A 24,797-nucleotide genomic window follows, 5' to 3' on the forward strand; every position below is an offset into this window, starting at 1 on the left:
TAACCTCGGCGGGTGCACAGGCACGTGCGGTCCTTGTGGCTCTCCGAGCGGGCGCGGTGGTCGGCTTCCGCCGTGGCCGTGCTCGCCGTCGTGCTGCTCATCTTCAGCGTGGTGTACCGCGTCAGCCAGCGCCCGTACGGCTTCGAGCGCTTCGAGCGGATCGGCGGCGTGGCGCTGCCGGCCGACAGCGAGCGGGCCCGCGCCTACCTCGACGGCGGCCGGGCCTTCCTCGGCCGGGCCACCGGCGCCGGGGGCTATGAGCTGCGGGCCGTCGACTCCGACAAGCCCGGCGTCGCGCTGTGGACCAACACGGGCCTGAGCGACGTCGAGACGTTCCGCTCGGCCCGCGGCATGGTGCAGGTCACCGGGATGCCGGACGCGGCCGGGCACCGGCGGATCACGCTGCTCAACGCCAACAACGGCGTGCCGTTCGCGGCCTTCGACGTGGAGTCGGCCGACCGCTGGGCGCTCGTGGGCAAGTACTTCGTCCGGTACGTCGGCGCCACGCACCGCCTGAGCATCACCGACGTCGGCACCGGCAAGCCGATGGCCGACCTCGACCAGCCGGGCGGCGCGGCGAGCTGGTGGCTGACCGACAACTGGAGCGGCCAGCAGGTGCCGACATCCACGGCGGGGGAGCCGCTGGACGAGGCGCTGACCGTCGACCCGCACATCGTCCGGGCCACCGCCGACCGGGGCCTGGAGGTCGTCGGGCTCTCCGGCGGGCACGTGCTCGGCGCCGGGACGGGCCTCGCCGAGCCGGGCGATCTCGTGTACCCGTACGAGGACCAGATCTTCGTGGCGCCCAGCCGCGCCGGGTTCGAGCTGCGCGCGTACGACCGCACCCGCCTCGGCAAGGCCCAGTGGGCGTGGACGTCGCCGGACGCCCAGGCCCGGCCGCTGTTCGTCACCTCGTGCGGCGAGGAGCGGATCTGCGTCGGCGAGGAGCACTTCCTGACCCAGCTCGACACGGCGACCGGCCAGGTGGTGTTCCGCGTCGCGGCCGAACGCCCGTCGCAGGCCGTGGCGGTCGGCGACCGCGTCATGCTGCGCACCGCGACCGCGGACGGCGTCACCGAGACGCTGCTGGACTCCGCCGGCCGGGCGGTGCACAGCTGGCCCGGCAAGCGCGCGGCCCGCCTGGACGAGGGCAGCTACCTGCTGCTGCCGTCGGTACCGCCGGCCGGCGCCTACGCCTGGATGGGCGTCGACGCCGAGCACGGCACCGCGCGCACCCTCGGCGACGTCGACGCCCGGCCCGACTCGTGCACGTGGAGCCACACCTATCTGGCGTGCGCGACCGCGGGCGAGTTCTCGTTCTACCGGATCCGGGCGCCCTGGTACTCCATCTGAGGCTCCGGCGCCCGCCGGGCCCGGCGGGCGATCCGGAACATCGCGACGGCCCCGATCCCGACCCAGACCACGTTGACCGCGGTCGACGGCCACGCGTGGCTGACGGCCGAGTTCCACGCCAGCGCCACCGCCCCGACGATGTTCATGGCCTGGAAGGCGAACCCGTCCCCGGTCAGGCGCTTGGCCGACACCAGGCCGTAGGCGGCCAGCACCAGCGCGGCCCCGATCCAGCCCATGAAGCCGATCAACATGACGTCGATCGTCGCATCAAGCCGGGCTAACGTGTGAACGAGAATTCCTACAGCGCACCTTAAGCAGGCCTCAACATGGATCTCGACCCGCGCCGCCTGGCCGTCCTCGCCGCGATCGCGCGCCGGGGCACCCTCGCCGGGGCCGCGGCCGCCCTGCACGTGACCCCGTCGGCGGTGTCGCAGCAGCTCGCGCAGCTCGAGCACAGCGTGGGCCGGCCGCTGGTCGACCGCTCGGGGCGCCGGGCGGTGCTCACCGCGGCGGGCCGCGTGCTGGCCGGCCGGGCCGAGGCGATCGCCCGCGAGCTGGCCGAGGCCGAGCGCGAGCTGGCCGCGATGTCCGGCCGGGCGGCGGGCCTGGTGCGGGTGGCCGCGTTCGCGACGGTGATCCGCCACCTGCTGGTGCCGGCGATGGACCGGCTGCGCGCGGACTTCCCCGACGTGGTCTGCTCGATCACCGAGTTGGAGGGCGCGCCGGCCCTGCGTGAGCTGCGGCTGGGCGGCATCGACCTGACCGTCACCGAGCGCGACGCGGTGCAGCGCAGCGCCCAGCACCGTCAGGTCACGGTGGTACCGCTCTGTGACGACCCGTACCGCGTGGTCGTGCCCGCCGCGTGGCCGCCCGTCCACGCCTTCGAGGACCTGGCCGACCGCCCGTGGGTCGCCGGGCCGCCCGCGTCGACGACGGGCCAGATCCTCGACCGGGTGTGCCGCGAGCGGGGCTTCACGCCGCGCCGGGTGCACGCCTGCGTGGATTATCCGACGGTACTGGCCCTGGTCGCCGCCGGCCACGGCGCCACGATCGCCCCGGACCTGGCCCTGCGCGGCGTGCACCGCGACGAGATCACGGTGACGTCGCTGCCGGTCGCCGGCGCCCGCAGCCTGGACGCGCACGTGACCGCGGCCCGGGCCCAGCTGCCGGCGGTCGAGGCGCTGCTGACCTGCCTGCGAGCCGTGAGTCCCGGGCCGCGGTGAAACAAGCCGCTATGCGGCGACGATCGTGCCGTCGGGCTGCCGGGAACAGGTGACCGCCCGCGCGGGCGTCGCCGAGGCGGCGCTCAGGCACCTGGCCAGCACGGCCTGGCCCGCGGCCGTCGGATGCCACGACTCCTGGCACGTCTGGAAGTACGACACACAGGTATTGGCGATATTCTGGATCGCGATCTTGTCCTTGCCCGACAGGCTCGTCACGAACGTGCCGCTCGGGCCGTCCTGCAGGCGGATCGGGGTGGCCAGGGCGTTGGCCGGGCTGCCCGGGTGCTCGCACAGCCGGGCGCCGTCGAAGGCGTGCTGGACGTCGAGGAACACGAGGTCGTCGCCCGGTCGCTCGGCGGCGAGGGTGTCGTGCACGCTCTGCACCATCGTGCCGAGGCCCTGCGAGAAGAGGTGCCCGGCCGAGAGGCTGGCGCGGTGGATGGGGCAGCCCGCCGCGTACCGCAGCGCGCCGAGGTCGCGGAACTTGTCCCGGTCGTCCTGGCGGCCGTCGGCCTCCCAGTAGGAGGGGTCGAGGTCGAACGGCAGCGGGTTGGTGTAGTCCTGGAACACGACCCGGTGCTGGTGGTCGGCGTCGACCTGGTCGAGGGTGACGAGCAGCTGCCGGACGGCGGCGACCGTCTCGGCGGTGGCGGCGGAGAACTGCGCGGGGGTGGCCAGGTCGGCCGCGGCGCACGGGGCCTGCTCGACCGGGCCGTTGAGGTACGCCCAGAACTCCCACCATCCCGTCCACGCGTCGGCGATGAAGCGGTTGGCGCACTTCTCCGCCACGTCGCCGAAGGTGAACTGGCTGTTGTTGGAGCCGAGCCCGACGAGCACGAGGTCGATGTCGTGCGTCTGGGCGACGGCGCGGAGCTGGTCGAGCTGCGCGGCGACGGTCCGGCCCTTGTCGCGGGCCGAGGAGGGCGCGGCGAAGTCGGACGGGCGGCCGCCGGAGCAGGCGAGGTTGTACCGGTCCTGGATGCCCGGCAGCGACGCCTGCAGCAGCGAGGCGTTGGCGGAGCGGTGGCAGAAGAAGGCGTTGTTGTTCGGCGCGGACCAGCCGGGGAAGCCCTGGGCGACCCCGTCGGCGTCGACGACGGGCTGGTAGCTGCCCGCCCCTTCGCCGGAGATGAAGCTGTCACCCAGGGCGACGGCGGCGGTCGGTAATGCGGCGGCGGCGGGGGCGGCGGTCGCGGCGAGCGCCCCCGAGGCGACAACGGCCGCCACGAGCGCGGCACGGAGGAACTTGGACACTGGCGGTCTCCTCGATCCCAGAACGTGAAGAGTTCTCGGATCAGATCACGCTTCTCGACGTCCGTCAATGTCTAGTCGGAGCCGGCTCGACCGGCGCCGTCGCCTTCGAGCTCGGGGATTGCTTCGGCTGCGCGGTCGCCTTCGAGCTCGGGGATCGCCTCGGCTGCGCCGTCGCCTTGGGGGTCGGCTTCGGCTGCGCCGGTGCGGCCGGCGCCGGGGCGGGCGTCAGCAGGACCATCAGGGCGCACAGCGTCGCCACGATCCATCGTGATCCGGTCATACCGCAGGTCTGATCGGCAGGCGCGGGCGCGACCTGAGGGAGATAGATTGGGGTGCATGTGGCGGATCACCATCAGCGACACCTGCGTCGGCTCCGGGAGCTGCGTCGGGGTCGCGCCCGGGCACTTCGCGCTCGACGACGTCCGGGGCCGCGCGCACCCCGTGCACGCGGAGGCCGAGCCCAGCGAGGCCGTGCTCGACGCGGCCGCGATGTGCCCCATGGAGGCGATCACCGTGCTCGACCTCGAGACCGGGCAGGCGATCGAGGTCTAGGCAGGGCCTAGGTGCGGTAGGCCTCGAGGAGAGCCTCGGCGGCCTGGACCGGGGTCAGCGTGCCGTCGAGGACCTCGCGCTCGATGCGGGGCGTCAGCTCGCGGACCGCGGGGCTCGTGCGCAGGCCGTCCAGCAGGGCGTCGCGGGTCATCGACCACACCCAGCGCAGCTGCTGGCGCTCGCGGCGGGTGCGCAGCTCGCCGCTCTCGGCGAGGGCGTCGTGGTGGCGGCTCAGCCGGTCCCACAGCTCGGCCAGGCCGGCCCCGGTGAGGCCGCTGCACGTCAGCACCGTGGTGCCGGAGTGCAGCAGGCGCAGCGCCCCGGACAGCTCGCGGGCCGCGGCCCGGGCCTCCTGCTCGTGCGGGCCGTCGGCCTTGTTCACCGCGACCACGTCGGCCAGCTCCAGCACGCCCTTCTTGATGCCCTGCAGCTGGTCGCCGGTGCGGGCCAGGGCCAGCAGCAGGAACGTGTCGACCATGTCGGCGACGGCGGTCTCGGACTGACCCACGCCGACGGTCTCGACCAGCACCACGTCGTAGCCGGCGGCCTCCACGACGACCATCGCCTCGCGGGTCGCGCGGGCCACGCCGCCGAGGGTGCCGGAGGTGGGGGAGGGGCGCACGAACGCGGCGGGGTCGTTGGCCAGGCGGGTCATCCGGGTCTTGTCGCCCAGGATGCTGCCGCCGGTGCGGGTCGACGACGGGTCGATCGCGAGGACGGCGACGCGGTGGCCGGCCTCGATGAGGTACACCCCCAGGGCGTCGATGAACGTGGACTTGCCGACGCCGGGCACGCCGGTGACGCCGATGCGCCGGGCCCCGCCCGCGTGCGGGGCCAGGGCGTGCAGCAGCTCCTGGGCGCGCGGGCGGTGGTCGGCGCGCGTGGACTCGACGAGCGTGATCGCCCGGGCGATCCAGGCCCGGGAACCGGCGCGCACGCCGTCGACCAGCTCGCTCAGTGCTGCAACCGGGATCGCAGCACCTCCAGCAGGTCGAGGGCGGCGTCGGCGATGACGGTACCGGGGCCGAAGATCGCGGCCGCGCCCGCCGCGTGCAGCTCGTCGTGGTCCTGGGGCGGGATGACCCCGCCGACCACGATGAGGATGTCGTCGCGGCCCAGCTCGGCGAGCTCGTGACGCAGGGCCGGCACCAGCGTCAGGTGCCCCGCGGCGAGGGAGTTGACGCCCACGATGTGCACGTCGGCCTCGACCGCCTGCCGGGCCACCTCGGCCGGGGTGGAGAACAGCGGGCCCACGTCCACGTCGAAGCCGAGATCGGCGAAGGCGGTCGCGATCACCTTCTGGCCGCGGTCGTGGCCGTCCTGGCCCATCTTGGCCACGAGGATGCGCGGCCGGCGGCCCTCGTCGTCGGCGAAGGCGTCGGTGGCCGCGCGCACGCGCTCCACGTTCCCGGCGCCGCGGGCTTCGTCGCGGTACACCCCGGAGATGGTACGGATCTGCGCCGTGTGCCGCCCGAACACCTTCTCCAGCGCGTCGGAGATCTCCCCGACGCTCGCGTGGGCGCGCGCCGCGGCCACGGACAGCTCCAGCAGGTTCCCGCCGTTGGCGGCGCCCTCGGTCAGGGCGGTCAGCGCGGCGTCGCACGAGGCCTGGTCGCGCTCGGCCCGCAGCCGCTGCAGCCGGGCGATCTGGGCCGCGCGCACCGCCGAGTTGTCGACCTTGAGGACCTCGATCGGCTCGTCGGTGTCGGGCCGGTACTTGTTCACCCCGATCACGGGCTGGCGCCCCGAGTCGATGCGGGCCTGGGTGCGGGCCGCCGCCTCCTCGATGCGCAGCTTCGGGATGCCCTCGTCGATCGCGCGGGCCATGCCGCCGGCCCGCTCGACCTCCTCGATGTGCGACCAGGCGCGGGCGGCGAGGTCGTGGGTGAGCCGCTCGACGTACGCGCTGCCGCCCCACGGGTCGATCACCTTCGTGGTCCCGGACTCCTGCTGCAGCAGCAGCTGGGTGTTGCGCGCGATGCGGGCCGAGAAGTCGGTCGGCAGCGCCAGGGCCTCGTCCAGCGCGTTGGTGTGCAGCGACTGGGTGTGGCCCTGGGTGGCGGCCATCGCCTCGACGCAGGTGCGCACCACGTTGTTGAACACGTCCTGGGCGGTCAGCGACCAGCCGGACGTCTGGCAGTGCGTGCGCAGGCTCAGCGACTTGGGGTTGGTGGCGCCGAAGTCGCGCACCAGCCGCGACCACAGCAGCCGCCCGGCGCGCAGCTTCGCGACCTCCATGAAGAAGTTCATGCCGATCGCCCAGAAGAACGACAGCCGCGGCGCGAACACGTCCACGTCGAGGCCGGCGGCGCGCCCGGCGCGCAGGTACTCCACGCCGTCGGCGAGGGTGTACGCGAGCTCGAGGTCGGCGGTCGCCCCGGCCTCCTGGATGTGGTAGCCCGAGATCGAGATGGAGTTGAACTTCGGCATGTGTCTCGAGGTGTACCCGAAGATGTCGCTGATGATCCGCATCGACGGGCCGGGCGGGTAGATGTAGGTGTTGCGGACCATGAACTCCTTGAGGATGTCGTTCTGGATGGTGCCCGCGAGCTGCTCGGGCGCCACCCCCTGCTCCTCGGCGGCGACGATGTACAGCGCCAGGACCGGCAGCACCGCGCCGTTCATGGTCATCGACACGCTCATCCGGTCCAGCGGGATGCCCTCGAAGAGGCGGCGCATGTCCAGGATCGAGTCGATGGCGACCCCGGCCATGCCCACGTCGCCGGCCACGCGCGGGTGGTCGGAGTCGTAGCCGCGGTGGGTCGCCAGGTCGAACGCGACCGAGAGGCCCTTCTGCCCGCCGGCCAGGTTGCGCCGGTAGAACGCGTTGGACTCCTCGGCGGTGGAGAAGCCGGCGTACTGCCGCACGGTCCAGGGCTGGGTGGTGTACATGGTCGGGTAGGGGCCGCGGACGTACGGCGCGATGCCCGGCAGGCCGCCCAGGAAGTCGACGCAGGCGAGGTCGCCGGGGCCGTAGACGCCCTTGACGTCGATGCCCTCGGGCGTGGCCCAGACCTCGCCGGGCTCATCGGCAACCGGCTCGACCCGGGGGGTGCCGAGGGCGACCTCGGAGAAGTCGGGGATCACGGCGCCACTCCCAGGTCCTCGTGGGTCTGCCGCAGCACGGCGAGCGCGTCGCAGCCGTTGTGCAGGTACGCGTCCACGCCTTCGTGGTCGCCCCGGCCCGCGAGCCAGACCTTGGTGACGCCCTCGGCGCGCAGGCGGGCGGCGGTCGCGGCGGCCTCCTCGGCGTAGGAGCGGTCCGAGCCGCAGATGCACGCGACGGGCGACGCGGCGTCCTCGGCCAGGCGGACGCCCCCGGCCGCGAACAGGTTCGCCGCGAAGGAGACGCGGGCGGAGTGCGCGGCCACGGGGCCCAGCGCGACCAGGCGCACCGCGGGGGGCGCGGGGGCGGCGTCGGCGGCGTCGCGAAGGGCCTCGAAGCCCTGCGAGTACCACATCCGGGGTAATCCGCCCTCGGGCGGCACCGGCGCCGGGGGCCGCACCGGCCGCCGCTCGGCGAGGTCCGGGAACTCCGACACGCCCGTGATCGGCTGCCGGCGGTGCGCCAGGTCGTCCTCGCGCCGCTGCCGCACCGCGCCGATCCGGTCGCCGGCCAGCCCCGAGCGCAGCGCCGCGGCCATCCCGCCGGCCCGTTCGACCTCGGTGAAGACGTCCCAGGCGGCGTGCGCGAGGGCGTCGGTGCGCGACTCGACGTACCAGGAGCCGCCGGCCGGGTCGAGCACCCGGGCGACCCCGGACTCCTCGATGAGCAGCGACTGGGTGTTGCGCGCGATGCGCCGGGAGAAGGCGTCGGGCCGGCCGAGCCGCGCGTCGAACGGCTGCACGGTGACCGCGTCCGCGCCCCCGGCCCCGGCGCCGAAGCACGCCAGGGTGGTGCGCAGCAGGTTGGTCCACGGGTCGCGGGCGGTCATCATCGCGTCGCTGGTGACCGCGTGCTGGCGCTGGGCGCCGAGGTGCGGCGCCTCGCAGACCTGGGCGACCCGCGCCCAGATCCGCCGCGCGGCGCGCAGCTTGGCGATGGTGGCGAACTGGTCGGCGGTGGCGGCGAAGCGGAACTCGAGCTGCTTGAGCGCCATGCCCGCGGAGAGCCCGGCGCCGACGAGCTCGCGCAGGTAGGCCACGCCGGTGGCGGTGGCGTACCCGAGCTCCTGGGCGTCGCTCGCGCCGGCGTCGTGGTACACCGTCGCATCGACCGTCGCGACCGGCACCGGCGACAGTTTCGACAAGTCGGACAGAACGCTCAGATTCGCGATCTCGCCGGTCCGTGCGGCCAGGCCCAGCGGATCGGCGCCCAGGTTGCCCGATTTGTCGGAGCCGGGCAGCGCCAGGAACGCCCGCGCCGCCTCCGGCGTCGAGGCCCCGTTGTCCAGCACGACCGGGGCCAGGTCGAGCAGCACCCCGTCGAGCGCCTCGGCCAGGTCGTCCGGCGCGATGCCGGCCAGCCACAGCGAGGTGGCCCCGTTCTCCAGGTCGGCCAGCACCGCCGCCCGGGTCGCCTTCGGGTCGGGATCGGCGTGGCGCGTCCGCACGTCCCACGGCCGCGGCGCCGCGCTCGCGCCGCGCACGAACGGCACGTGCCCGGGCGCCCCGGCGGGCGGGGCCGGGTCGGCCGCGGTGTAGAGCGGGGCGATCCGCAGCCCGTCGTACGTCTCGGTGGCCAGCAGGTCCGCCACCGCCTCCGGCGGCGTGTCCTCGCCGGCCCGCCCGGACTTGCGCAGCACGGCGAGCGCGAGCCGCTGCCAGTCCAGAAGGTCCTCGGGGGGCGCGCTCATGCTGGACACGTTAGAGCCGCGGGTTCGCCGGCGGGCACCCCTGTGACAACCTCCACGCCCCCAACTCTGTCACGCCTCAGGGCCGGCGCAGGACCTGCAGGCCGACCACGACGCCGAGCGCGGAGTCGGTCACCGCGGTCACCGTGCGGCGGCCCCCGGCCCGGGCGGTGAGCACGAGCTGGGTCACGACGAGCCGCTCGGCCTGGCAGTCCACGTCGACGTACGTCTCGTCGTCACCGATGCGGAACAGCGCCCAGACCTGGCCGTCGCCGAGGCAGATCACCTGCAGCCGGTACTCCCCGGCGGGGTAGGACCGCTCGTCGTCCAGCCGGGTGAGGTTGTTGCGCAGCCCGGTCATGAGCCGCACGGGGGTGATCTCGACGGCGTCGCCGTCGGGCTTGTTGTACTCCTCGACCCGCCTCACCATGGTCCGCTGCTCGGCCGGCGTCAGGCCGGCGGGCGCCGCGGTGGTGGCCGGGGCGGCGGGCGTGCTGATGATCATGCGGGGAGCGGGGCGGGCGATCGCGAGGGCGTAGCCGAACGCGATACCGACGGCGACCGCCAGGGCGATCGTCAGCGTCCCGCGGCGGGATCGGCCGGGGCCCGGGCGCTCCGGCACCGGCTGGGCGCCGATCACCTCGATGTCCACGCTCGATCGTAACCCGCGGCCGGGGCGGGTGCCCCGGCCGCGGATCGGGCGTCCGGGCCTACTCGCGCGCGGGTCGCCGGCCGTTGGCCGCGGCCACCGGCTCCGGTTCGGGCCCGGCTTCCGGTTCTGGTTCGGGCCCGGTGGCCGCCGGCACCTTCGGCTCGTTCGCCGCGGCGGCCGGAACGGGCGTTGCGGGCGGCTCCGTCGGCCTGTCGGTCCGCACGGTCCGTTCCCCGCGCGGCACGATCAGTGACGGCGGGTCGAAGTTCATCCCCGAGTACAGCAGCCGCTTGAACCGCGGCGCGAACGGCTTCTCGATCAGCCGGTGGCAGAGGAAGGCGAGGATGAGCATCGCCAGGATCATGCCGGCCAGCAGCGGCCACGGCGCGATGGTGCCCTTGAGGCGGCGGATCGTGATCACGCCGAGGTCCTGGTGGAGCAGGTACAGCGGGTAGGTGAGCGCGCCCGCGACCGTCAGCCACCGCCACTTGGCCCAGCTCAGCTTGCCGAGCGCGGCCAGGGCCAGCACGAGGAAGAAGCCGCCGACCAGCACCATGGAGAACGTCCACTTCATGCGGACGTGCAGGAACTGGTTGAAGTGGCGGGTGTCGAGGAGCACCTGGTGCTGGCAGACCAGCAGGGTCACGGCGACCAGGCCCCACAGCAGCGGGGTCGAGCCGAAGCGGTGGATCAGGTACAGCAGGATGCCGGTGATGAAGTACGGCGCGTACATCGGCTGCACGATCATCTGGATGAGCGGGTTGTCCACGTTGCTGCAGACCACCGCCGCGATGAGCCACAGCACCGCGAAGGCCAGGGCCCGGCGGAACGTCAGCCCGAACGCGACCACGATCGCGAACAGCAGGTAGAACCGCAGCTCGGCCCAGAGCGTCCAGTACACGGCGTCCACGCTGTTCACGTAGAGCGCGTCCTGCGCCATGGTGAGGTTCACGAGCAGGTCCGAGAGGTTCTTCGGGGCCCGGATCACCCCGCTGGCGTCCGCCACGTTCCGGTTGAGGTGCACGACCACGAACGAGATCGCGATCGCGACCCAGTACATCGGGTAGAGCCGCACGACCCGGGAGACGAAGAAGTCCTTCAGGTTGCGGTCCCAGCAGCTCATGCAGATGACGAAGCCGGAGATGAAGAAGAACATCTGCACGCCGAGGTAGCCGTAGTTCGCCAGGTCGTACAGGCGGCCGAACACGGCGCGGTTGGGATGCACCCACAGGTTGGAGTGGGGGGTGCCGACGTAGTGGTACAGCATCACGAGAAGGGCGGCGACCAGCCGCATGCCGTCGAGCGCGGCAAGACGGCCCTCTCGGCGCACCGGCGTTCCGGGGGAGGGGGTGAGCGCTTTGAGCACCCGGCACTGTAACCCGAGGGTGAGGGTCGTGTCGAAATGAAGGAATCGGGGCTGAGCTGCGGCGAGGGCTCGCGTGCCCGTTCGGACATCCCGCCTTTATCAGCATTTAACGTGGACGATGCATCACGTGGCGCTACGGTGCCATTCCGTATACACCCGTTTCGGTACCACCATCCGCCACGCGTCCACGATCAGCTCGCGCAGCTCGTCGTCGCCGATCCGGTCGAGGTGGCCGCAGACCCAGTTGAAGCGCAGGTCGGAGGCGCGCGGCAGGAAGAACCGGTCGGGCTCGGCGGCCACCAGCGCGGCCCGCTCGTCCCGGGGGAACGCGAAGCCGAGGGCGGTCTCGTCCGGCGACAGCGCGAGGTACACGATCCGGCCGACCCGGAACTTGACCCGGTCGTGGATGAGGTGCTCGGTGGTGCGGGGCAGGCCGAGGGCCACCCGCCGCACGGCGTCGACGCCGGCCATCTCAGCGCTTGACGATGCCGGAGATGAGCCCGTACTCGATCGCCTCGGGCGCGCTGAGCACCTTGCCGGCCTGCAGGTCGTCCTCGACGCGGGAGCGGGCCTGGCCGGTCGCGCCCGAGATGCGCAGAATGAGGTCTTCCAGGTCGCGCAGGTAGCGCCCGGCCTCGGCCACCACCTGGTCGGCCGTGCCGCCGGGGGAGGAGACCTTCGGCTCGGCCAGGCGGAACCGCGCGTGGGTGAACGCCGTGCGCTCGGCCGCCGCGCAGAACACCCCGAGCGCGGCCCCGCTCACCTCGCCGACGGCGGTGGCGTGCACCGGCGCCCCGATGGAGTCGATGGCGTCCACGAGCGTCCAGACCGCCGTGAGACTGCCCTGGTCGGCGCTCATGTGCAGGCTGATCGGCCCGGGGCCGCTCGCGTCGAGCGCGAGCAGCGTGGCCGCGGCGCGGGCGGCCATCTCGGGCTCGATCGGCCCGCGCAGGAAGACCATGCGCCGGCCGAACAGCTGCTCGTCGAGCCACGGCGCGTGCTGGGCCGGCGGCGGCCCCGGCTCCTCGTCCCGCCGTTCGTAGTAAGGGCGCATGAGCCGAACATAGGCGACCGCGGGGGCCCGTGACCGCCCGCCGGACCCCCTTTCCGCTGCGGGCGGAATCCGGCCGGGCCGTGGGGGCGGCCTGTACAAATGTGGCAATCCGGCCGCGTTGAAACCGTGGGCTGGCACCATGCGGTGATAAGGGGCACCGGAAGGCGGTGCCGTGCGACAACCGTCGGGAGCCGCCATGGCGGACGTTTCCACCGCAGAGTCCGGACTGGTCGACCAGGACCTCGTCGACATCGTGCACGAGGTCTGGGACGCGTACCTCCAGCAGCCCGGCGCTCCCGCGGTCGACGCCCCGGCCGTCCAGGACCCCACGTGGATCACGGCCGCGGTGTCGATCACCGGCGCGTGGGAGGGGCACGTGCGCGTCCTCGTCCCGCCGGGCGCGGCCAACGACATCACCGCCCTCATGCTGGCCATGGAGGCGCCGAGACCACCGAGCAGGACGTGACCGACGCCATGGGCGAGCTCATCAACATGGTGGGCGGCAACATCAAGAACCGCGGCGCCCAGCCGGCCAAGCTCGGCCTGCCGGTCGTGGCGTCCGGCCGGATGCTCTTCCCGGCCACCCGCGAGACCCACCGCCTGGCCGTGGGCTGGCAGGACGGCGAGCCGATCGTGTTCAGCGTGCTGCACGTCAACCCGGACCGCGCGACCCTTCCCATGATGGCGAAGAAGGCCTGACGGTCCGGGCGGCGTGGCGTTCGGGTCAGCAGGGGCCGGCCCAGCGGTTCATGCGCGGGCCCCCGTCAGCTCGGGGCGGGCGGCCAGGATGAGGCCCAGCGCCGCGTAGCCGATCAGCAGGTGGGCGCCGCCCACGTAGTCGGCGACCGGCGAGCCGAGGATCGCGAACGTCGGGACGGTGACCACGGCCCAGCTCTCCGCGACCGTCGGCCAGACCCGCGCCGCGCCCTTCCAGCGGCCGGTGAACAGGATCTTCAGGCCGATCACGAACATGCCCAGCATCGACAGCGGCCAGAACACGTCCATCGGGATGAGCCAGGCGGCGTCGCGCAGGGCCGGGACCGCGTGCAGGATGCTCCACACGGTGGCGACGGCGAGCAGGACGTGCTCGACGTACAGCATCCCCCGCGCCACCTTCGAGGTGCCGGTGGCGGCCGTGCGCAGCTGGACCGCCAGCAGCGCGAAGAGCCCGAGCTGGAAGGCGCCGCCGCCGAGGTCGGAGACGGTCAGGCCGAGTGAGTCGGTCGGGTTGTTGCCGACCGTGAACATGGTGCCGGTCCAGGTGAGGGCGCCGGCGGTGAGCATCAGGCCCAGGGCGCGGGTCGAGCGCGCCGAGATGCGGGCGGTGACGACGGGCGGGAGGTCGGTGCGGGCGGGGACGGGTTCGGTGCGGATCGTCATGTCGGTGTCCTCTATGTGAAGCGCCGTACGGTGCGGCGCGGTATGCCGAGAAGACTGCCGGGGACGCCGACCCGGGCGGCAGGGGCGCGCAACCCCGGTTCCGTCCCGGCGGTTGTCCCGCCCGGATCGGGACTCGCGTCCCCGGGTGCTCGGGACTGCGCGGATGGCACCATGTCCGGGTGTCCAAGCCCCGCGTGTCCACCCTGGTCGGCGGCGTGTTCGTGGCTCTCACGCTCGCCGCGACCGCCGTCTCGGTCGTGCTCGAGGCGGGCATCGGGGCGCACCAGCGCGCGGCCGACGGACTCGAGGCCGGCTGGATCTCGGGCCTGGCCGGGCTCGCGCTCGCCGGGCCCGGTGCGCTGCTGGTGTACCGCGTGCCCCGCAACGCCGTCGCCTGGATCCTGTGCGCGAGCGGGCTGCACTGGGCGCTGGACGGGGCCGCGGTCGCCTACGTCGCGCACGCGGTCGCCGTGCCGCCGGTCGAGCCCGGCACCGCGCTCGCCTACTGGATCTACCAGCGTGTCGGCGCCGGCCTGCTGTTCAGCCTGCCGCTGCTGCTCGTCTTCTACCCCGACGGCCGGCTGCCCCGCGGCCGGTGGCGATGGGCGGCGCTGGTCAGCCTGGGCGCCACCGCGATCCTGCCCACGACCCTGCTCTTCGTGCCCGCCCGCGTCGCCGACGCGATGGACGACGGCCCCGCGCCCGCCGCGGTCCGCGACCTGTCGGCCGACCTGCTCACCCTGCCGCTGCCCGACACCGTCTGGCACGTGCTGCTGCGCGTGGGCTACGCGGCGCTCCCGCTGAGCCTGCTGGTCCCCTTCGCCGTCGTCTTCCGCCGGTACCGTGGGGCGCGCGGCCTGGCCCGCACGCGCATGCGGTGGCTGCTGTGGGCGGGCGTGGTCGACGTGCTCGTCATGCTCTCCGCGCTCATGCTGCCCCAGACCGTGCTCGGCGCCGGCCTGTTCGTGGCGATCGCGATCACCGGCGCCGCGATCGCGGCCGGCGTGCTGCGCCCGCAGCTGCTCGACATCGACCGGCTGCTCGGCGGCACGGTGCTCTACGGCGCGCTGGCCGCCGTCGTGGTCGTCGTCGACGCGGCGGTCCTCGCGCTCGTCACGACCGAGCTCGGCGACCGCGGCGCGGCCCTGGTCGGCCTGCTCGTGGTGCTGCTGGTCTACGGCCCGCTGCGCAACCGCCTCTGGGTGCTGGTCCAGCGGGTGGTGCTGGGGCAACGGCACGATCCGTACCGCATCATCTCCGGCCTGGCCGAGCAGCTGGAGCGCTCCGAGAGCCCCGAGCACCAGCTGCTGGCCGTCGCGCGCAGCGTCGCCGAGGCGTTCCGCTCGCCGTACGTCGCCGTCGAGGTCCACCGCACCGGCGGGCAGGCGCTGCTGGCCGAGCACGGCACGGCGCCCGCCGACACGCAGACGCTGCCGATCACGTACCGCGACGAGACCGTCGGCCGCCTCATCCTCGCCACCGGCGGCTACCGGGCCGCCATCTCCCCGCGCGACGAGCGCCTGCTCGCCGACGTGGTCCGGCAGGCGGCGGCCGCGGCCCGCTCCGGCTACCTCGCGGCCGAGCTCCAGCTCAGCCGCGAGCGCCTGGTCGGGGCGCGGGAGGAGGAGCGCCGCAGGGTCCGCCGCGACCTGCACGACGGCCTCGGCCCGGCCCTCGGGGGCGTGGCCCTGCGCATCGACACCGCCCGCAACCTGCTGGTGCGGGCGCCGCGGCAGGCCGACGAGATCCTGCGCCAGGCCCGCGAGGACGTCTCGACCGCCCTGGCCGACGTACGCCGGCTCGTGCACGACCTGCGCCCGCCCGCGCTCGACGACGTCGGCCTGGCCGGCGCGGTCGGCCAGCTCGCCGAGCGGCTGCGCGCGCCCGGGCTGACCACGCGGGTCGAGGCCGAGCTCCCGGCCGACCTGCCGGCGGCGGTCGAGGTCGCGGCGTACCGCATCGCCTCCGAGGCCCTGACCAACGTCACGAAGCACGCGCACGCCGCGACCTGCATGGTCACGCTCACCGCGGGCGACGGCGAGCTCACGGTCGAGGTACGCGACGACGGCGCCGGCATCGCCCCCGGCACCCCGAGCGGCGTCGGCCTGGTCTCCCTGCGCGAGCGGGCGGCCGAGCTCGGCGGCCGCTGCGAGATCGAGTGCCCCGCCGCCGGCGGCACGCTCGTACGCGCCCATCTGCCCCTGCCCGCCCCGACACTAGGCTGACGCCCATGACCAACGACCGCGCGATCCGGGTGCTCGTGGCCGACGACCACCCGATCTTCCGCGACGGGCTGGCCGTCCTGCTCGGCTCCGTGGACGGCATCGAGGTCGTCGGCACGGCGGCGACGGGCCTGGAGGCGGTGCTCGCGACCGTGCGGCACCGGCCGGACGTCGTCGTCATGGACGTACAGATGCCGGATCTCAACGGCATCGAGGCGACCCGGCGGCTGGCGGCGGAGGCGCCCGAGACCGGCGTCGTGGTGCTCACCATGTCGGAGGACGACGGCACCGTCTTCGCGGCCGTACGCGCCGGCGCCCGCGGCTACCTCGTGAAGGGGGCCGAGCAGGAGGAGATCGTGCGCGCCATAACGATGGTCGCCTCGGGCGGCGCCGTCTTCGGCGCGACCCTGGCCCGGCGCATCGCCGAGTTCTTCGCCGCGGGCCCGCCGTCGGCGAGCACCGCGTTTCCTCAGCTCTCCGCACGCGAGCGCGAGATCTTGGAGCTGCTGGCGGCGGGGCGCTCGAACGCGCAGATCGCCCAGACGCTGTTCCTGTCCCAGAAGACCGTGCGCAACAACGTGTCGAACGTGTTCGCGAAACTTCAGGTAGCCGACCGGTCGGAGGCAATCGTCCGCGCCCGCGAGGCCGGCCTGGGCTCTGCCTCCTAGCTCGCTGCGCTCGCGGTGGGGGAGCTGCGCTCCACCCACACCCCCTCAAGATCTGCGCCGGCGCGTACGAGTACGAACAGCACACGGTTCCACCTGCACGGCCCAGTCGACGGTGCCGGCGGCACTCGGAAGCCGATGTCAGTGCATGTCGCTACAGGCACCGGCCCGGCCGGGGTCGCTGGTTCGTAAGCGGCTGGAAAGAATCGCGGGTCCGGAATGGGCCTACGATCCGTGGATGCGCCGATCACGCACCATCGGCCGGCTGGTCGTCGTCTCCGCCGCCCCGTTGCTGCTCGCGGTCGTCGGCCTGTTCCACCCGACCGGGCTGAACCCGTCCACCGCCCACATGTGGGCGACGATGCACATCTGGCTGCTGCCGGCGTTCCCGCTGCTGACGCTCGGGCTGATCGTGCCGCTGTGGGGGCGGCCGGGGCGTGGCGTCGCCGGTGTCGCCACCGTGGTCGCCTGGCTCGCCGCGGCGGCGTTCGCGGCGCTGTACACCGGGCTGGACGCGGTCGCGGGTATCGCGGCCGGCACCGTGCAGCTCCACGCGGCCGGCGGTCAGGACGTGGGGCCGTCGATCGCGGCGCTGTTCGCCACCGCCGACTCGATGGGGCACGCCGGTGTGCGGGCGCTGGCGGTGGCGGTGGTCGCGGCGGCGGTGGCCCTGGCGGTGCGGCACGGATGGCGGGTGCTGCCGGGAACGGCGGTGCTGCTCGTGTGCACGTACGAGTTCTACGACAGCCACATCTTCTACCCGCGCGGGGTGCTCGCCATGGCCGGCTACGCGGTCGGCTTCGCGCTGCTCACCTGGCCTGCGGTCCGAGCCCGGTCAGGCTCCGTCGAGCGATCGCCGGAGGTGCGGCCGGGATGAGCGCCTGCCGCATGCCGCCGCTGCCACACTCGACGAGGATGAGCGCGTCCTCGGCGGCCGGGCTGTTCGCCGGCTCCGCGGTGCGGTACTCGGCGTAGGCGGGACGAGCGCCGCCGGGCCGGGCCTGCGGCGCGACGGCATGACCGCCGGATTGCCGGGTAGCGTGCCGCGGTGAACGCACGCACGAGCGAGCAACACGTCGGGATCACCCCGAACCTCTTCGGCATCGCGTACGGCCTGACCGGCCTGGCCGGCTGCTGGGGCTACGCCGCGATACTGGGGCTCGCACCCGCGGTGGTCTCCGACTTCCTGTGCATCCTGGCGGCCGTCGTCTGGTTCACCCTCCTCGCCGGCTACGTCACGCAGGTGCCGCGGCGACCCGGTGGCTGGCACGCCGAGCTGGCCGACCCGGTGCTGGGACCGTTCGTGGCGCTGATCCCGATCGTCGCCATGCTGCTGTCCATCGGCCTGATGCGCCACGACCGCCCGGCGGGGCAGTGGCTGTTCGGGGTGTTCGCCGCGGCCACGATCCTGCTGGCCGGCTGGATGACCGGCCAATGGGTCGCCGGCGGCCTCGACCTGAACAAGCTGCACCCCGGATACGTGCTGCCGGCCGTCGCCGGAGGGCTCATCGCCGCGATCGGCGCCGCCCTCGCCGGCTGGCCGGGCCCGGCCCGGGCGTTCTTCGGCATCGGGCTCGTGTCGTGGCTCGTCATCGAGTCGATGATCCTGGCCCGGCTGTACTTCCGCCCCCCGCTGCCCCCGCAACTGCAGCCCACGCTGGCCATCGCGGTGGCCCCGCCCGCCCTCGCGGGCCTGGCGTACCTGGCCGTCAACCACGGCAAGGCCGACGCCGTGGCCTTCGCGCTCGCCGGCTACACGCTCCTGGCCGCCCTCATCCAGCTCCGGCTCTTCGGCGTGTACCGCCATCTGCATTTCAGCGCCGGATTCTGGGCCTACGCCTTCCCGTATGCGGCGGTCGCGACGTTCGGGCTGCACTGGATCGCCTACGCCCACCCGCCGGGCTACCGGATCTGGGCCTGGATCGTCATCCTCGCGCTCACCGTGTTCATCGGCGCCCTCGCGGTCCGGACGACAACGGCCCTCGCCCGGCACCGCTTCCTGCCGCAGCTGCACTGAGGCCGGGTGGTGTCTACGGGCGGTGGCGGCTGGTCGAGTACAGGTGGCTGTCCGGGAACTCGGCGGCCGTGAGCACCGGGCCGACGACGATCACCGCGGTGCGCCTGATGCCCGCCGCCCGCACCTGGGCCGCGATGTCGGTCAGGGTGCCGCGCAGGACGAGCTCGTCGGGGCGGCTGGCGTACGCGACCACGGCCGCCGGGCACTGCGGGCCGTACCACTGGGCCAGCTCCGGGGCGAGCTCGTCGATGCGCTGGACCGCGAGGTGCAGCACGAGCGTGGCCCGGCTCGCGGCCAGGGTGGCCAGCTCCTCGCGCGGCGGCATCGGGGTCGCGCGCGCCGCGGTGCGGGTCAGGATCACCGACTGGGCCACGCCGGGCACGGTCAGCTCGCGGCCGAGCGATGCCGCGGCGGCCGCGAACGCGGGCACGCCCGGCACGATCTCGTAGGGGACGCCGGCCGCGTCCAGGCGGCGCAGCTGCTCGGCCAGGGCGCTGAACACCGACGGGTCGCCGGAGTGCAGGCGCGCCACGTCGAGGCCCCGCGAATGCGCGCCGGTGAGCTCCGTGATGATCTGGTCGAGATCGAGGTTCGCGGTGTCGACGAGCCGGGCGCCCTGCGGGCAGTACGCCAGCAGCTCCACCGGCACGAGACTGCCCGCGTACAGGCACACCGGCGAGGCGGCCAGGCGGTCGCGGCCGCGCATGGTGATGAGGTCGGCCGCGCCGGGGCCGGCGCCGATGAAGTACACGGTCATGTGTGCACCACCCACTGGGTCACGGGCAGCATCGGCCGCCACGCCAGGAATCCGCCGACGGGTGCGGCCCGGTTGACCGCGATGCGGGTCAGCTCCCCGCCGTACCGCTGCTGCAGCTCGGCCACGAGCCGCTCCGACTCGACGGTGACCGCGTTGACGACCAGCCGGCCGCCGGGCTTGAGCGCGTTCCAGCAGGCGTCGAACACGCCGGGCGCGGTGAAGCCGCCGCCGATGAATATCGCGTCCGGTGCCGGTTGCCGCTCGAGGGCCTCCGGCGCGGCGCCGACGACCAGGTGCAGGCCGGGCACGCCGAACGCCGTCGCGTTGCGCCGGACGCGCTCGGCGCGGGCCGGGTCGCGCTCGAAGGCGATGGCCCGGCAGGCGCGGTGGGCGCGCATCCACTCGATGCCGATGCTGCCCGAGCCGGCTCCGACGTCCCACAGCAGCTCGCCCGGGCGCGGTCCGAGGGCCGCGAGGGTGACGGCCCGGATCTCGCGCTTGGTGAGCTGGCCGTCGCTGTCGTACCGCGAATCCTCGATCCCCGGCACCACCGCGATGCCGGCCGGGCCGCGGCACTCGACGGCCACGATGTTCAGCGGGCCCGCCGCGGCCGGGTCGTGGTGGACCCGCTCGCCCGGCGCGCCGAGGTCCTCGAGGATCGTGACGGCGCTCTCCGCGAAGCCGCTCTCCTCCAGGATCTGCCAGGCGTCCGCGGGCGTCTGCCGGCCGGCCGAGAGCACGAGGACGCGGCGCCCGTCGTGCAGGTGGCGGCGCAGCGCGGCCACGTCGCGGACGACCTCGGTGTCCTCGACCGCCCAGCCGAGCCGGGCGCAGGCCAGCGACGCCGACGACGGGTGGGGGAGCGCGGTGACGTGGGCCGCCCCGAGCAGCCGCACCAGGGTGGTGCCGATGCCGTGGTACATCGGGTCGCCGCTGGCGAGCACGCACACGCGCCGGCCGTGCTGCTCGGCGAGCAGGCGCGGCAGGGCGGGCACGAGCGGCGACGGCCACGCGATCCGCTCGGCGGCCGAGGACGGCAGCAGCTCGAGCTGGCGCGGCCCGCCGAGGACGACCTCGGCCTCCGCGAGCGCCGCCAGGCCCTTCGCGCTCACCTCACCGCCGGCGCCGATGCCCACCACGACGACGTCGGGGGCGGGCGCGGCGACGGCGACGGTGGCGTCGGGCGAGGAGCGCTTGGCGGACACGAGCACGGCCGCGCCGTCCGGCGTGGCCGCCGCGAGCAGGGCGGCCGCCTCGGCGACGCTGGGGCTGCCGATCGCGGCGGCGACCCGGGCCGACGGCGACGGGACGTCCACCGCCCGCAGCGCCTCGGGCGGGTAGGACACCACCGCCCAGCCGAACTCGGCCGCCACCGCCTCCGCCAGATCGCGCCGGCTGTCCACGGTGGACAACGACACGACGTCCACTGTGGACACCGACTCGCGCAGGAGCGCCACGACCGCGGCGGGGTCGGCCGACGGGCGGGCGCCGAGGCCGGCGACTAGACGCACGACGCCACCAGGCGGTGGGCGAACGCCGGGTTTCCGGCCCAGTGCAGGTGCAGGTAGGAGGCGTGCACGCGGCCGGACACGAAGCCGTCGCGGCCCTCGCGCCACGCCCAGGCCGGGGCCGTTCCCGTCGCCGGGGTGACCCGCGTGCGGTGGAACTCGTGGCCGGTCACCCGCGTGCCGGCCGGGGCGAGCACGCTGTCCGACAGCGCCACGGCGTCGCGGTAGCCCAGGGTCAGCGACGGGGTCATGGCCGCCTCGGCGTCGAGGACCCCGCACATCGGGCGGCCGTCGAGGGTGCGGCTCAGCCAGAGCAGCCCGGCGCACTCGGCCGCGATGGCGCCCCCGGCCGCGGCCAGGCCCGCCACCGCGCGGCGGAGGGGCTCGTTGGCGGAGAGCTGCTCGGCGTACACCTCGGGGAAACCGCCGCCCACCACGAGCGCGCGGGTGCCGTCGGGCAGCGCCGGGTCGTGCAGCGGGTCCACCGGGGCGACCGTGGCGCCGGCCTCGGCGAGCAGCTCGACGGTCTCGGCGTAGCCGAACGAGAACGCGGGGCCGCCGGCGACGGCGACGACCGGCGCGCCGGGGACGGGCTCGGCCACCGCCGGGCTCCACGCCGCCACGGTCAGCGGCGGGGCGGAGCGGGCCACGGCCAGCACCGCGTCGAGGTCCACGCTCGCCGCGACGAGCTCGGCGAGGGCGGCGACCGAGGCGGCCGCCTCCGCGGAGCGCTCGACCACCGGCACCAGGCCGAGGTGGCGCGACGGGGCGGCGACGGCGGCGTGGCGGCGCAGGACGCCCAGCACCGGGGTACCGACCTCGGCGCAGGCGTCGCGGAGGATCTGCTCGTGGCGGTCCGAGCCGACGCGGTTGAGGATCGCGCCGGCGATGTGGATGCCGTCGCCGAACGAGCGGAAGCCGTGGACGAGCGCGGCCACCGAGCGGGCCTGCGCGGTCGTGTCGACGACGAGGACGACCGGGGCGGCCAGCAGCCGGGCCACGTGCGCGGTGGAGCCGAACTCGCCGGCGCCGGTGCGGCCGTCGTAGAGGCCCATGACGCCCTCGACGACGGCCAGGTCGGTGCCGGCCGAGCCGTGCGCGAACAGCGGCGCGACGAGGTCCTCGCCGACCAGGACCGGGTCGAGGTTGCGGCCCGGGCGGCCGGCGGCGAGGGCGTGGTAGCCGGGGTCGATGTAGTCCGGCCCCACCTTGAACGGCGCCACCCGGCGCCCGCGCGCGGCGAACGCGGCCAGCAGGCCGGTCGCGACGGTGGTCTTGCCGTGGCCGGAGGCGGGTGCGGCGATGACGATCCGTGCTACCACTCGATGCCCTGCTGGCCTTTTCGCCCGGCGTCCATCGGGTGCTTGACCTTCGTCATCTCGGTGACCAGGTCGGCGAGCTCGACCAGGTCGGGGTGGGCGTCGCGGCCGGTGACCACGACGTGCTGGTTGCCGGGCCGCTCGCGCAGCGTCTCGACGACGTCGGCGACGTCGACCCAGCCCCACTTGATCGGGTACGTGAACTCGTCGAGCACGTAGAAGCGGTACGCCTCGGCGGCCAGGTCGCGCTTGATCTGGGCCCAGCCCTCGGCGGCCTCGGCGGCGTGGTCGCGCTCGGCGCCGGGCCGCTGGATCCACGACCAGCCCTCGCCCATCTTGTGCCACTGGACGGAGCCGCCCTTGCCGGTCTCGCCGAGCGCGCGCAGGGCGGCCTCCTCGCCGACCTTCCACTTCGGACTCTTCACGAACTGGAACACGGCGATGGGCCAGCCGGCGCTCCACGCGCGCAGCGCCATGCCGAACGCGGCGGTGGACTTGCCCTTGCCCGGCCCGGTGTGCACGGCGAGCACAGGCTTGGTACGGCGCTGGCGGGTGGTGAGCCCGTCGTCGGGAACGTTCTCGACCTTGCCCTGCGGCATCTTCTCAGGCTCCCAGGCTCGACAGTGGAATGCAGGTCGCCTCCAGCGCGGCGGCGAGGCGCCGCGCGAGGTTCAGGCGGATCGGGCCGCTCTCGCAGTCGACCACCACGGCGGGAACGCCGGCCAGCAGCGGTACCGCCCCGAGCGGATCGGGCCCGCTGGTCGAGCGCCCGTCGGTGACGACCACGAGCAGCGGGCGGCGGCGGGCGTCGCGGCGGCGCTCGCCGTGCAGCACGCGGGCGGCCTGGCGCAGTCCGGCGGCCAGCGGCGTGCGGCCCCCGGTGCGCAGCTCGGCCAGGCGGACCACGCCGACCTCGTGGCTCGCGGTCGGCTCGAGCACCAGGGTGGCGTCGTGGCCGCGGAAGGAGACCAGGCCGACCTTGTCCCGGCGCTGGTACGCGTCGCGCAGCAGCGACAGGATCGCGGTCTTCACGACGCTCATCCGCTGCCGGGCGGCCATCGAGCCGGACGCGTCGACGACGAACAGCACCAGGTTCGCCTCGCGGCCGACCTTGACCGCCTCGCGCACGTCGCGGGCCTCGGCGCGGGTCGAACCGCGCATCGCGGCGGCCCGGATCGTGTCGGGCACGTGGATGCTCGTGACCTTCCCGCCGATCGGGGCGCGGGAGCGCACCACGCGCCCGTGCCGCGACAGGGCGGGCGAGCGCCGGCCCGCGTGGGCGCCGGCCTGGCGGTTCGCGCGGCCCGCGATGCTGAGCAGCTTCGGCTTGTACGGCAGCCCGGCGAACGCGAGCTGCCCGGGCGCCGCGACCCCGGCCGAATCCGGCAGGTCCGTCGAATCCGGAATATCCGATAGTTCGGAGTCACGCAGCGAGTCGGATTTGTCGGTAACGGAGCCATCGGCCGGCTCGACCGGCGGCCGCTGCTCGGGCGCGACGGGCGGCGGGGGCGGCCCGCCGGGGTCGGGCGATTCCGACGTTTCCGAAATGTCGGTCGGGCCCGGCGGAACCGGGTCGTCGTCCGGCGGTGGCGGGGGGCCGCCCGGCGGGTCGTCGTCCGGCCCGGTCTCCTGCTCGAGCACCTCTTCCAGGCGATCCCGGTCGGCCCCCGGCGGGTCGAGCGGATCGCGCCGGCGCCGGTGCGGCAGCGCCAGCCGGGCCGCGTCGCGCACGTCGTCCGTCGTGACCACCGTCCGCCCGTGCCAGGCCGCGAGCGCGACCGCCGTCCGCGCGACCACGATGTCGGCCCGGAGGCCGTCGACGCGGTACGCCAGGCAGATCCGCGCGATCCGGTCGAGCTCCGCGTCCGGCAGCGCCACCGCCCCGATCCGGGCCCGGGCGCCGACGATCCGCTCGGCGAGCGCGGCGTCCTCGGCCACGTAGCGCCCGGCGAACCCGGCCGGGTCGGCCTCGTACGCCAGCCGCCGCCGCACGACCTCGGCCCGCGGCGCGGCCTCCTGGGGCGCCGTGACCCCGACGACGAGCCCGAAGCGGTCCACGAGCTGCGGGCGCGGCTCGCCCTCCTCGGGGTTCATGGTGCCCACGAGCAGGAAGCGGGCCGCGTGCTTGACCGAGACGCCGTCGCGCTCGACGTGCGCGCGGCCCATGGCGGCGGCGTCGAGGAGCAGGTCGACCAGGTGGTCGGGGAGCAGGTTGACCTCGTCGACGTAGAGGACCCCGCGGTGCGCGGCGGCCAGCAGGCCCGGCTCGTAGGCCTTGACCCCGTCGCCGAGGGCGCGCTGCAGGTCGAGGGTGCCGACCACGCGGTCCTCGGTCGCGCCGACGGGCAGCTCGACGAGGGCGGAGCGGCGGCGCTCGGCCCCGGCCCCGGGCGTGTGCGGGCCGTCGGGGCACTCGGGGTCGGGCGCGTCCGGGTCGCAGGCGAAGCGGCAGCCGGCGACCACCCCGACCTCGGGCAGCAGCGCGGCGAGGGCCCGCACGACGGTGGACTTGGCGGTGCCCTTCTCGCCCCGGACGAGCACCCCGCCGATGGCCGGTGAGACCGCCGTGAGCAGCAGCGCGAGGCGCAGGTCGGGCAGGCCGACGACGGCCGAGAACGGGTACGGCGAGGTCACGGGCACTCTTCCCTTCGGCGGGTCCGCGCCCGCGAGGCGGCTGTTGCG

At 74.5% G+C, this 24,797-nt stretch carries 24 protein-coding genes; 9 read left to right on the plus strand and 15 right to left on the minus strand.

What is annotated here, in order from left to right:
• The first annotated feature begins 12 nt into the window (after positions 1-12).
• Positions 13-1,353, plus strand: coding sequence for a hypothetical protein (locus ACPPVO_RS13200; protein ID WP_426511487.1), 1,341 nt, complete (start codon positions 13-15; stop codon positions 1,351-1,353).
• Here the strand turns inward: ACPPVO_RS13200 and ACPPVO_RS13205 are convergent.
• Positions 1,320-1,604: a CBU_0592 family membrane protein gene (locus ACPPVO_RS13205; protein ID WP_426511488.1), complete on the minus strand. Its 285-nt coding sequence runs from the start codon at positions 1,602-1,604 to the stop codon at positions 1,320-1,322. The genes ACPPVO_RS13200 and ACPPVO_RS13205 overlap by 34 nt on opposite strands.
• Before the next feature lie 75 nt (positions 1,605-1,679).
• Here ACPPVO_RS13205 and ACPPVO_RS13210 point away from each other — a divergent pair, with 75 nt between their 5' ends.
• A complete protein-coding gene (locus ACPPVO_RS13210) occupies positions 1,680-2,576 on the plus strand; it encodes a LysR family transcriptional regulator (RefSeq protein WP_426511489.1) in 897 nt (298 codons plus the stop codon).
• Positions 2,577-2,585: 9 nt separating this feature from the next.
• Here ACPPVO_RS13210 and ACPPVO_RS13215 read toward each other — a convergent pair whose 3' ends face one another.
• The gene (locus ACPPVO_RS13215) at positions 2,586-3,830 is read right to left on the minus strand and encodes a hypothetical protein (protein WP_426511490.1); all 1,245 of its coding nucleotides are present in this window, start codon (positions 3,828-3,830) and stop codon (positions 2,586-2,588) included.
• A 336-nt stretch (positions 3,831-4,166) separates the two neighbouring features.
• On the opposite strand from ACPPVO_RS13215, the gene ACPPVO_RS13220 reads away from it, so the two are divergent.
• Positions 4,167-4,382 (plus strand): ferredoxin, encoded by a 216-nt coding sequence (locus tag ACPPVO_RS13220; RefSeq protein WP_426511491.1) that lies wholly within the window; start codon positions 4,167-4,169, stop codon positions 4,380-4,382.
• Positions 4,383-4,389: 7 nt separating this feature from the next.
• On the opposite strand, the gene meaB is transcribed toward ACPPVO_RS13220, so the two are convergent.
• From meaB to ACPPVO_RS13255, 7 genes are all read right to left on the minus strand, one after another.
• A complete protein-coding gene (gene meaB / locus ACPPVO_RS13225; protein WP_426511492.1) occupies positions 4,390-5,319 on the minus strand; it encodes a methylmalonyl Co-A mutase-associated GTPase MeaB in 930 nt (309 codons plus the stop codon).
• Positions 5,320-5,336: 17 nt separating this feature from the next.
• Positions 5,337-7,376, minus strand: coding sequence for a methylmalonyl-CoA mutase (gene scpA / locus ACPPVO_RS13230; protein ID WP_426514621.1), 2,040 nt, complete (start codon positions 7,374-7,376; stop codon positions 5,337-5,339).
• A gap of 89 nt (positions 7,377-7,465) precedes the next feature.
• On the minus strand, positions 7,466-9,178 hold the full coding sequence (locus tag ACPPVO_RS13235; protein ID WP_426511493.1) for a methylmalonyl-CoA mutase subunit beta: 1,713 nt from the start codon (positions 9,176-9,178) through the stop codon (positions 7,466-7,468).
• 76 nt (positions 9,179-9,254) lie between these two features.
• On the minus strand, positions 9,255-9,827 hold the full coding sequence (locus tag ACPPVO_RS13240) for a hypothetical protein (RefSeq protein WP_426511494.1): 573 nt from the start codon (positions 9,825-9,827) through the stop codon (positions 9,255-9,257).
• A 58-nt stretch (positions 9,828-9,885) separates the two neighbouring features.
• On the minus strand, positions 9,886-11,193 hold the full coding sequence (locus ACPPVO_RS13245; RefSeq protein ID WP_426511495.1) for an acyltransferase family protein: 1,308 nt from the start codon (positions 11,191-11,193) through the stop codon (positions 9,886-9,888).
• A gap of 123 nt (positions 11,194-11,316) precedes the next feature.
• Entirely contained in the window at positions 11,317-11,664 is a 348-nt protein-coding gene (locus ACPPVO_RS13250) for an MmcQ/YjbR family DNA-binding protein (RefSeq protein ID WP_426511496.1), read from the minus strand.
• A 1-nt stretch (position 11,665) separates the two neighbouring features.
• Positions 11,666-12,247: an ATP-dependent Clp protease proteolytic subunit gene (locus ACPPVO_RS13255; RefSeq protein ID WP_360377766.1), complete on the minus strand. Its 582-nt coding sequence runs from the start codon at positions 12,245-12,247 to the stop codon at positions 11,666-11,668.
• Positions 12,248-12,443: 196 nt separating this feature from the next.
• Between ACPPVO_RS13255 and ACPPVO_RS13260 the strand changes: the two genes are divergently transcribed.
• Positions 12,444-12,713: a hypothetical protein gene (locus tag ACPPVO_RS13260; protein WP_426511497.1), complete on the plus strand. Its 270-nt coding sequence runs from the start codon at positions 12,444-12,446 to the stop codon at positions 12,711-12,713.
• Positions 12,710-12,946, plus strand: coding sequence for a hypothetical protein (locus tag ACPPVO_RS13265; RefSeq protein WP_426511498.1), 237 nt, complete (start codon positions 12,710-12,712; stop codon positions 12,944-12,946). The genes ACPPVO_RS13260 and ACPPVO_RS13265 overlap by 4 nt, the downstream gene beginning before the upstream one ends.
• A gap of 48 nt (positions 12,947-12,994) precedes the next feature.
• Here ACPPVO_RS13265 and ACPPVO_RS13270 read toward each other — a convergent pair whose 3' ends face one another.
• Positions 12,995-13,627: a hypothetical protein gene (locus tag ACPPVO_RS13270; RefSeq protein WP_426511499.1), complete on the minus strand. Its 633-nt coding sequence runs from the start codon at positions 13,625-13,627 to the stop codon at positions 12,995-12,997.
• A 179-nt stretch (positions 13,628-13,806) separates the two neighbouring features.
• Here ACPPVO_RS13270 and ACPPVO_RS13275 point away from each other — a divergent pair, with 179 nt between their 5' ends.
• From ACPPVO_RS13275 to ACPPVO_RS13290, 4 genes are all read left to right on the plus strand, one after another.
• A complete protein-coding gene (locus ACPPVO_RS13275) occupies positions 13,807-15,852 on the plus strand; it encodes a sensor histidine kinase (RefSeq protein WP_426511500.1) in 2,046 nt (681 codons plus the stop codon).
• Positions 15,853-15,857: 5 nt separating this feature from the next.
• Positions 15,858-16,517: a response regulator gene (locus ACPPVO_RS13280; RefSeq protein ID WP_426511501.1), complete on the plus strand. Its 660-nt coding sequence runs from the start codon at positions 15,858-15,860 to the stop codon at positions 16,515-16,517.
• Positions 16,518-16,752: 235 nt separating this feature from the next.
• Positions 16,753-17,391, plus strand: a complete 639-nt coding sequence (locus ACPPVO_RS13285; protein WP_426511502.1) for a hypothetical protein — start codon at positions 16,753-16,755, stop codon at positions 17,389-17,391.
• 171 nt (positions 17,392-17,562) lie between these two features.
• On the plus strand, positions 17,563-18,531 hold the full coding sequence (locus ACPPVO_RS13290) for a hypothetical protein (protein ID WP_426511503.1): 969 nt from the start codon (positions 17,563-17,565) through the stop codon (positions 18,529-18,531).
• A gap of 13 nt (positions 18,532-18,544) precedes the next feature.
• Here ACPPVO_RS13290 and cobM read toward each other — a convergent pair whose 3' ends face one another.
• From cobM to ACPPVO_RS13315, 5 genes are read right to left on the minus strand one after another with little or no spacing between them, the layout of a single operon-like run.
• Positions 18,545-19,288: a precorrin-4 C(11)-methyltransferase gene (gene cobM, locus ACPPVO_RS13295; RefSeq protein WP_426511504.1), complete on the minus strand. Its 744-nt coding sequence runs from the start codon at positions 19,286-19,288 to the stop codon at positions 18,545-18,547.
• Positions 19,285-20,799: a precorrin-6y C5,15-methyltransferase (decarboxylating) subunit CbiE gene (gene cbiE / locus ACPPVO_RS13300; protein WP_426511505.1), complete on the minus strand. Its 1,515-nt coding sequence runs from the start codon at positions 20,797-20,799 to the stop codon at positions 19,285-19,287. Before cbiE ends, cobM begins: the two co-directional genes overlap by 4 nt.
• The gene (locus ACPPVO_RS13305) at positions 20,790-22,118 is read right to left on the minus strand and encodes a cobyrinate a,c-diamide synthase (RefSeq protein WP_426511506.1); all 1,329 of its coding nucleotides are present in this window, start codon (positions 22,116-22,118) and stop codon (positions 20,790-20,792) included. Before ACPPVO_RS13305 ends, cbiE begins: the two co-directional genes overlap by 10 nt.
• Positions 22,112-22,714, minus strand: a complete 603-nt coding sequence (gene cobO, locus ACPPVO_RS13310; protein ID WP_426511507.1) for a cob(I)yrinic acid a,c-diamide adenosyltransferase — start codon at positions 22,712-22,714, stop codon at positions 22,112-22,114. The genes ACPPVO_RS13305 and cobO overlap by 7 nt, the downstream gene beginning before the upstream one ends.
• A gap of 4 nt (positions 22,715-22,718) precedes the next feature.
• A complete protein-coding gene (locus ACPPVO_RS13315) occupies positions 22,719-24,749 on the minus strand; it encodes a VWA domain-containing protein (RefSeq protein WP_426511508.1) in 2,031 nt (676 codons plus the stop codon).
• Positions 24,750-24,797: the final 48 nt, after the last annotated feature.

The sequence above is a fragment of the Dactylosporangium sp. McL0621 genome (assembly GCF_049995355.1).
Taxonomy (GTDB): Bacteria; Actinomycetota; Actinomycetes; order Mycobacteriales; family Micromonosporaceae; genus Dactylosporangium.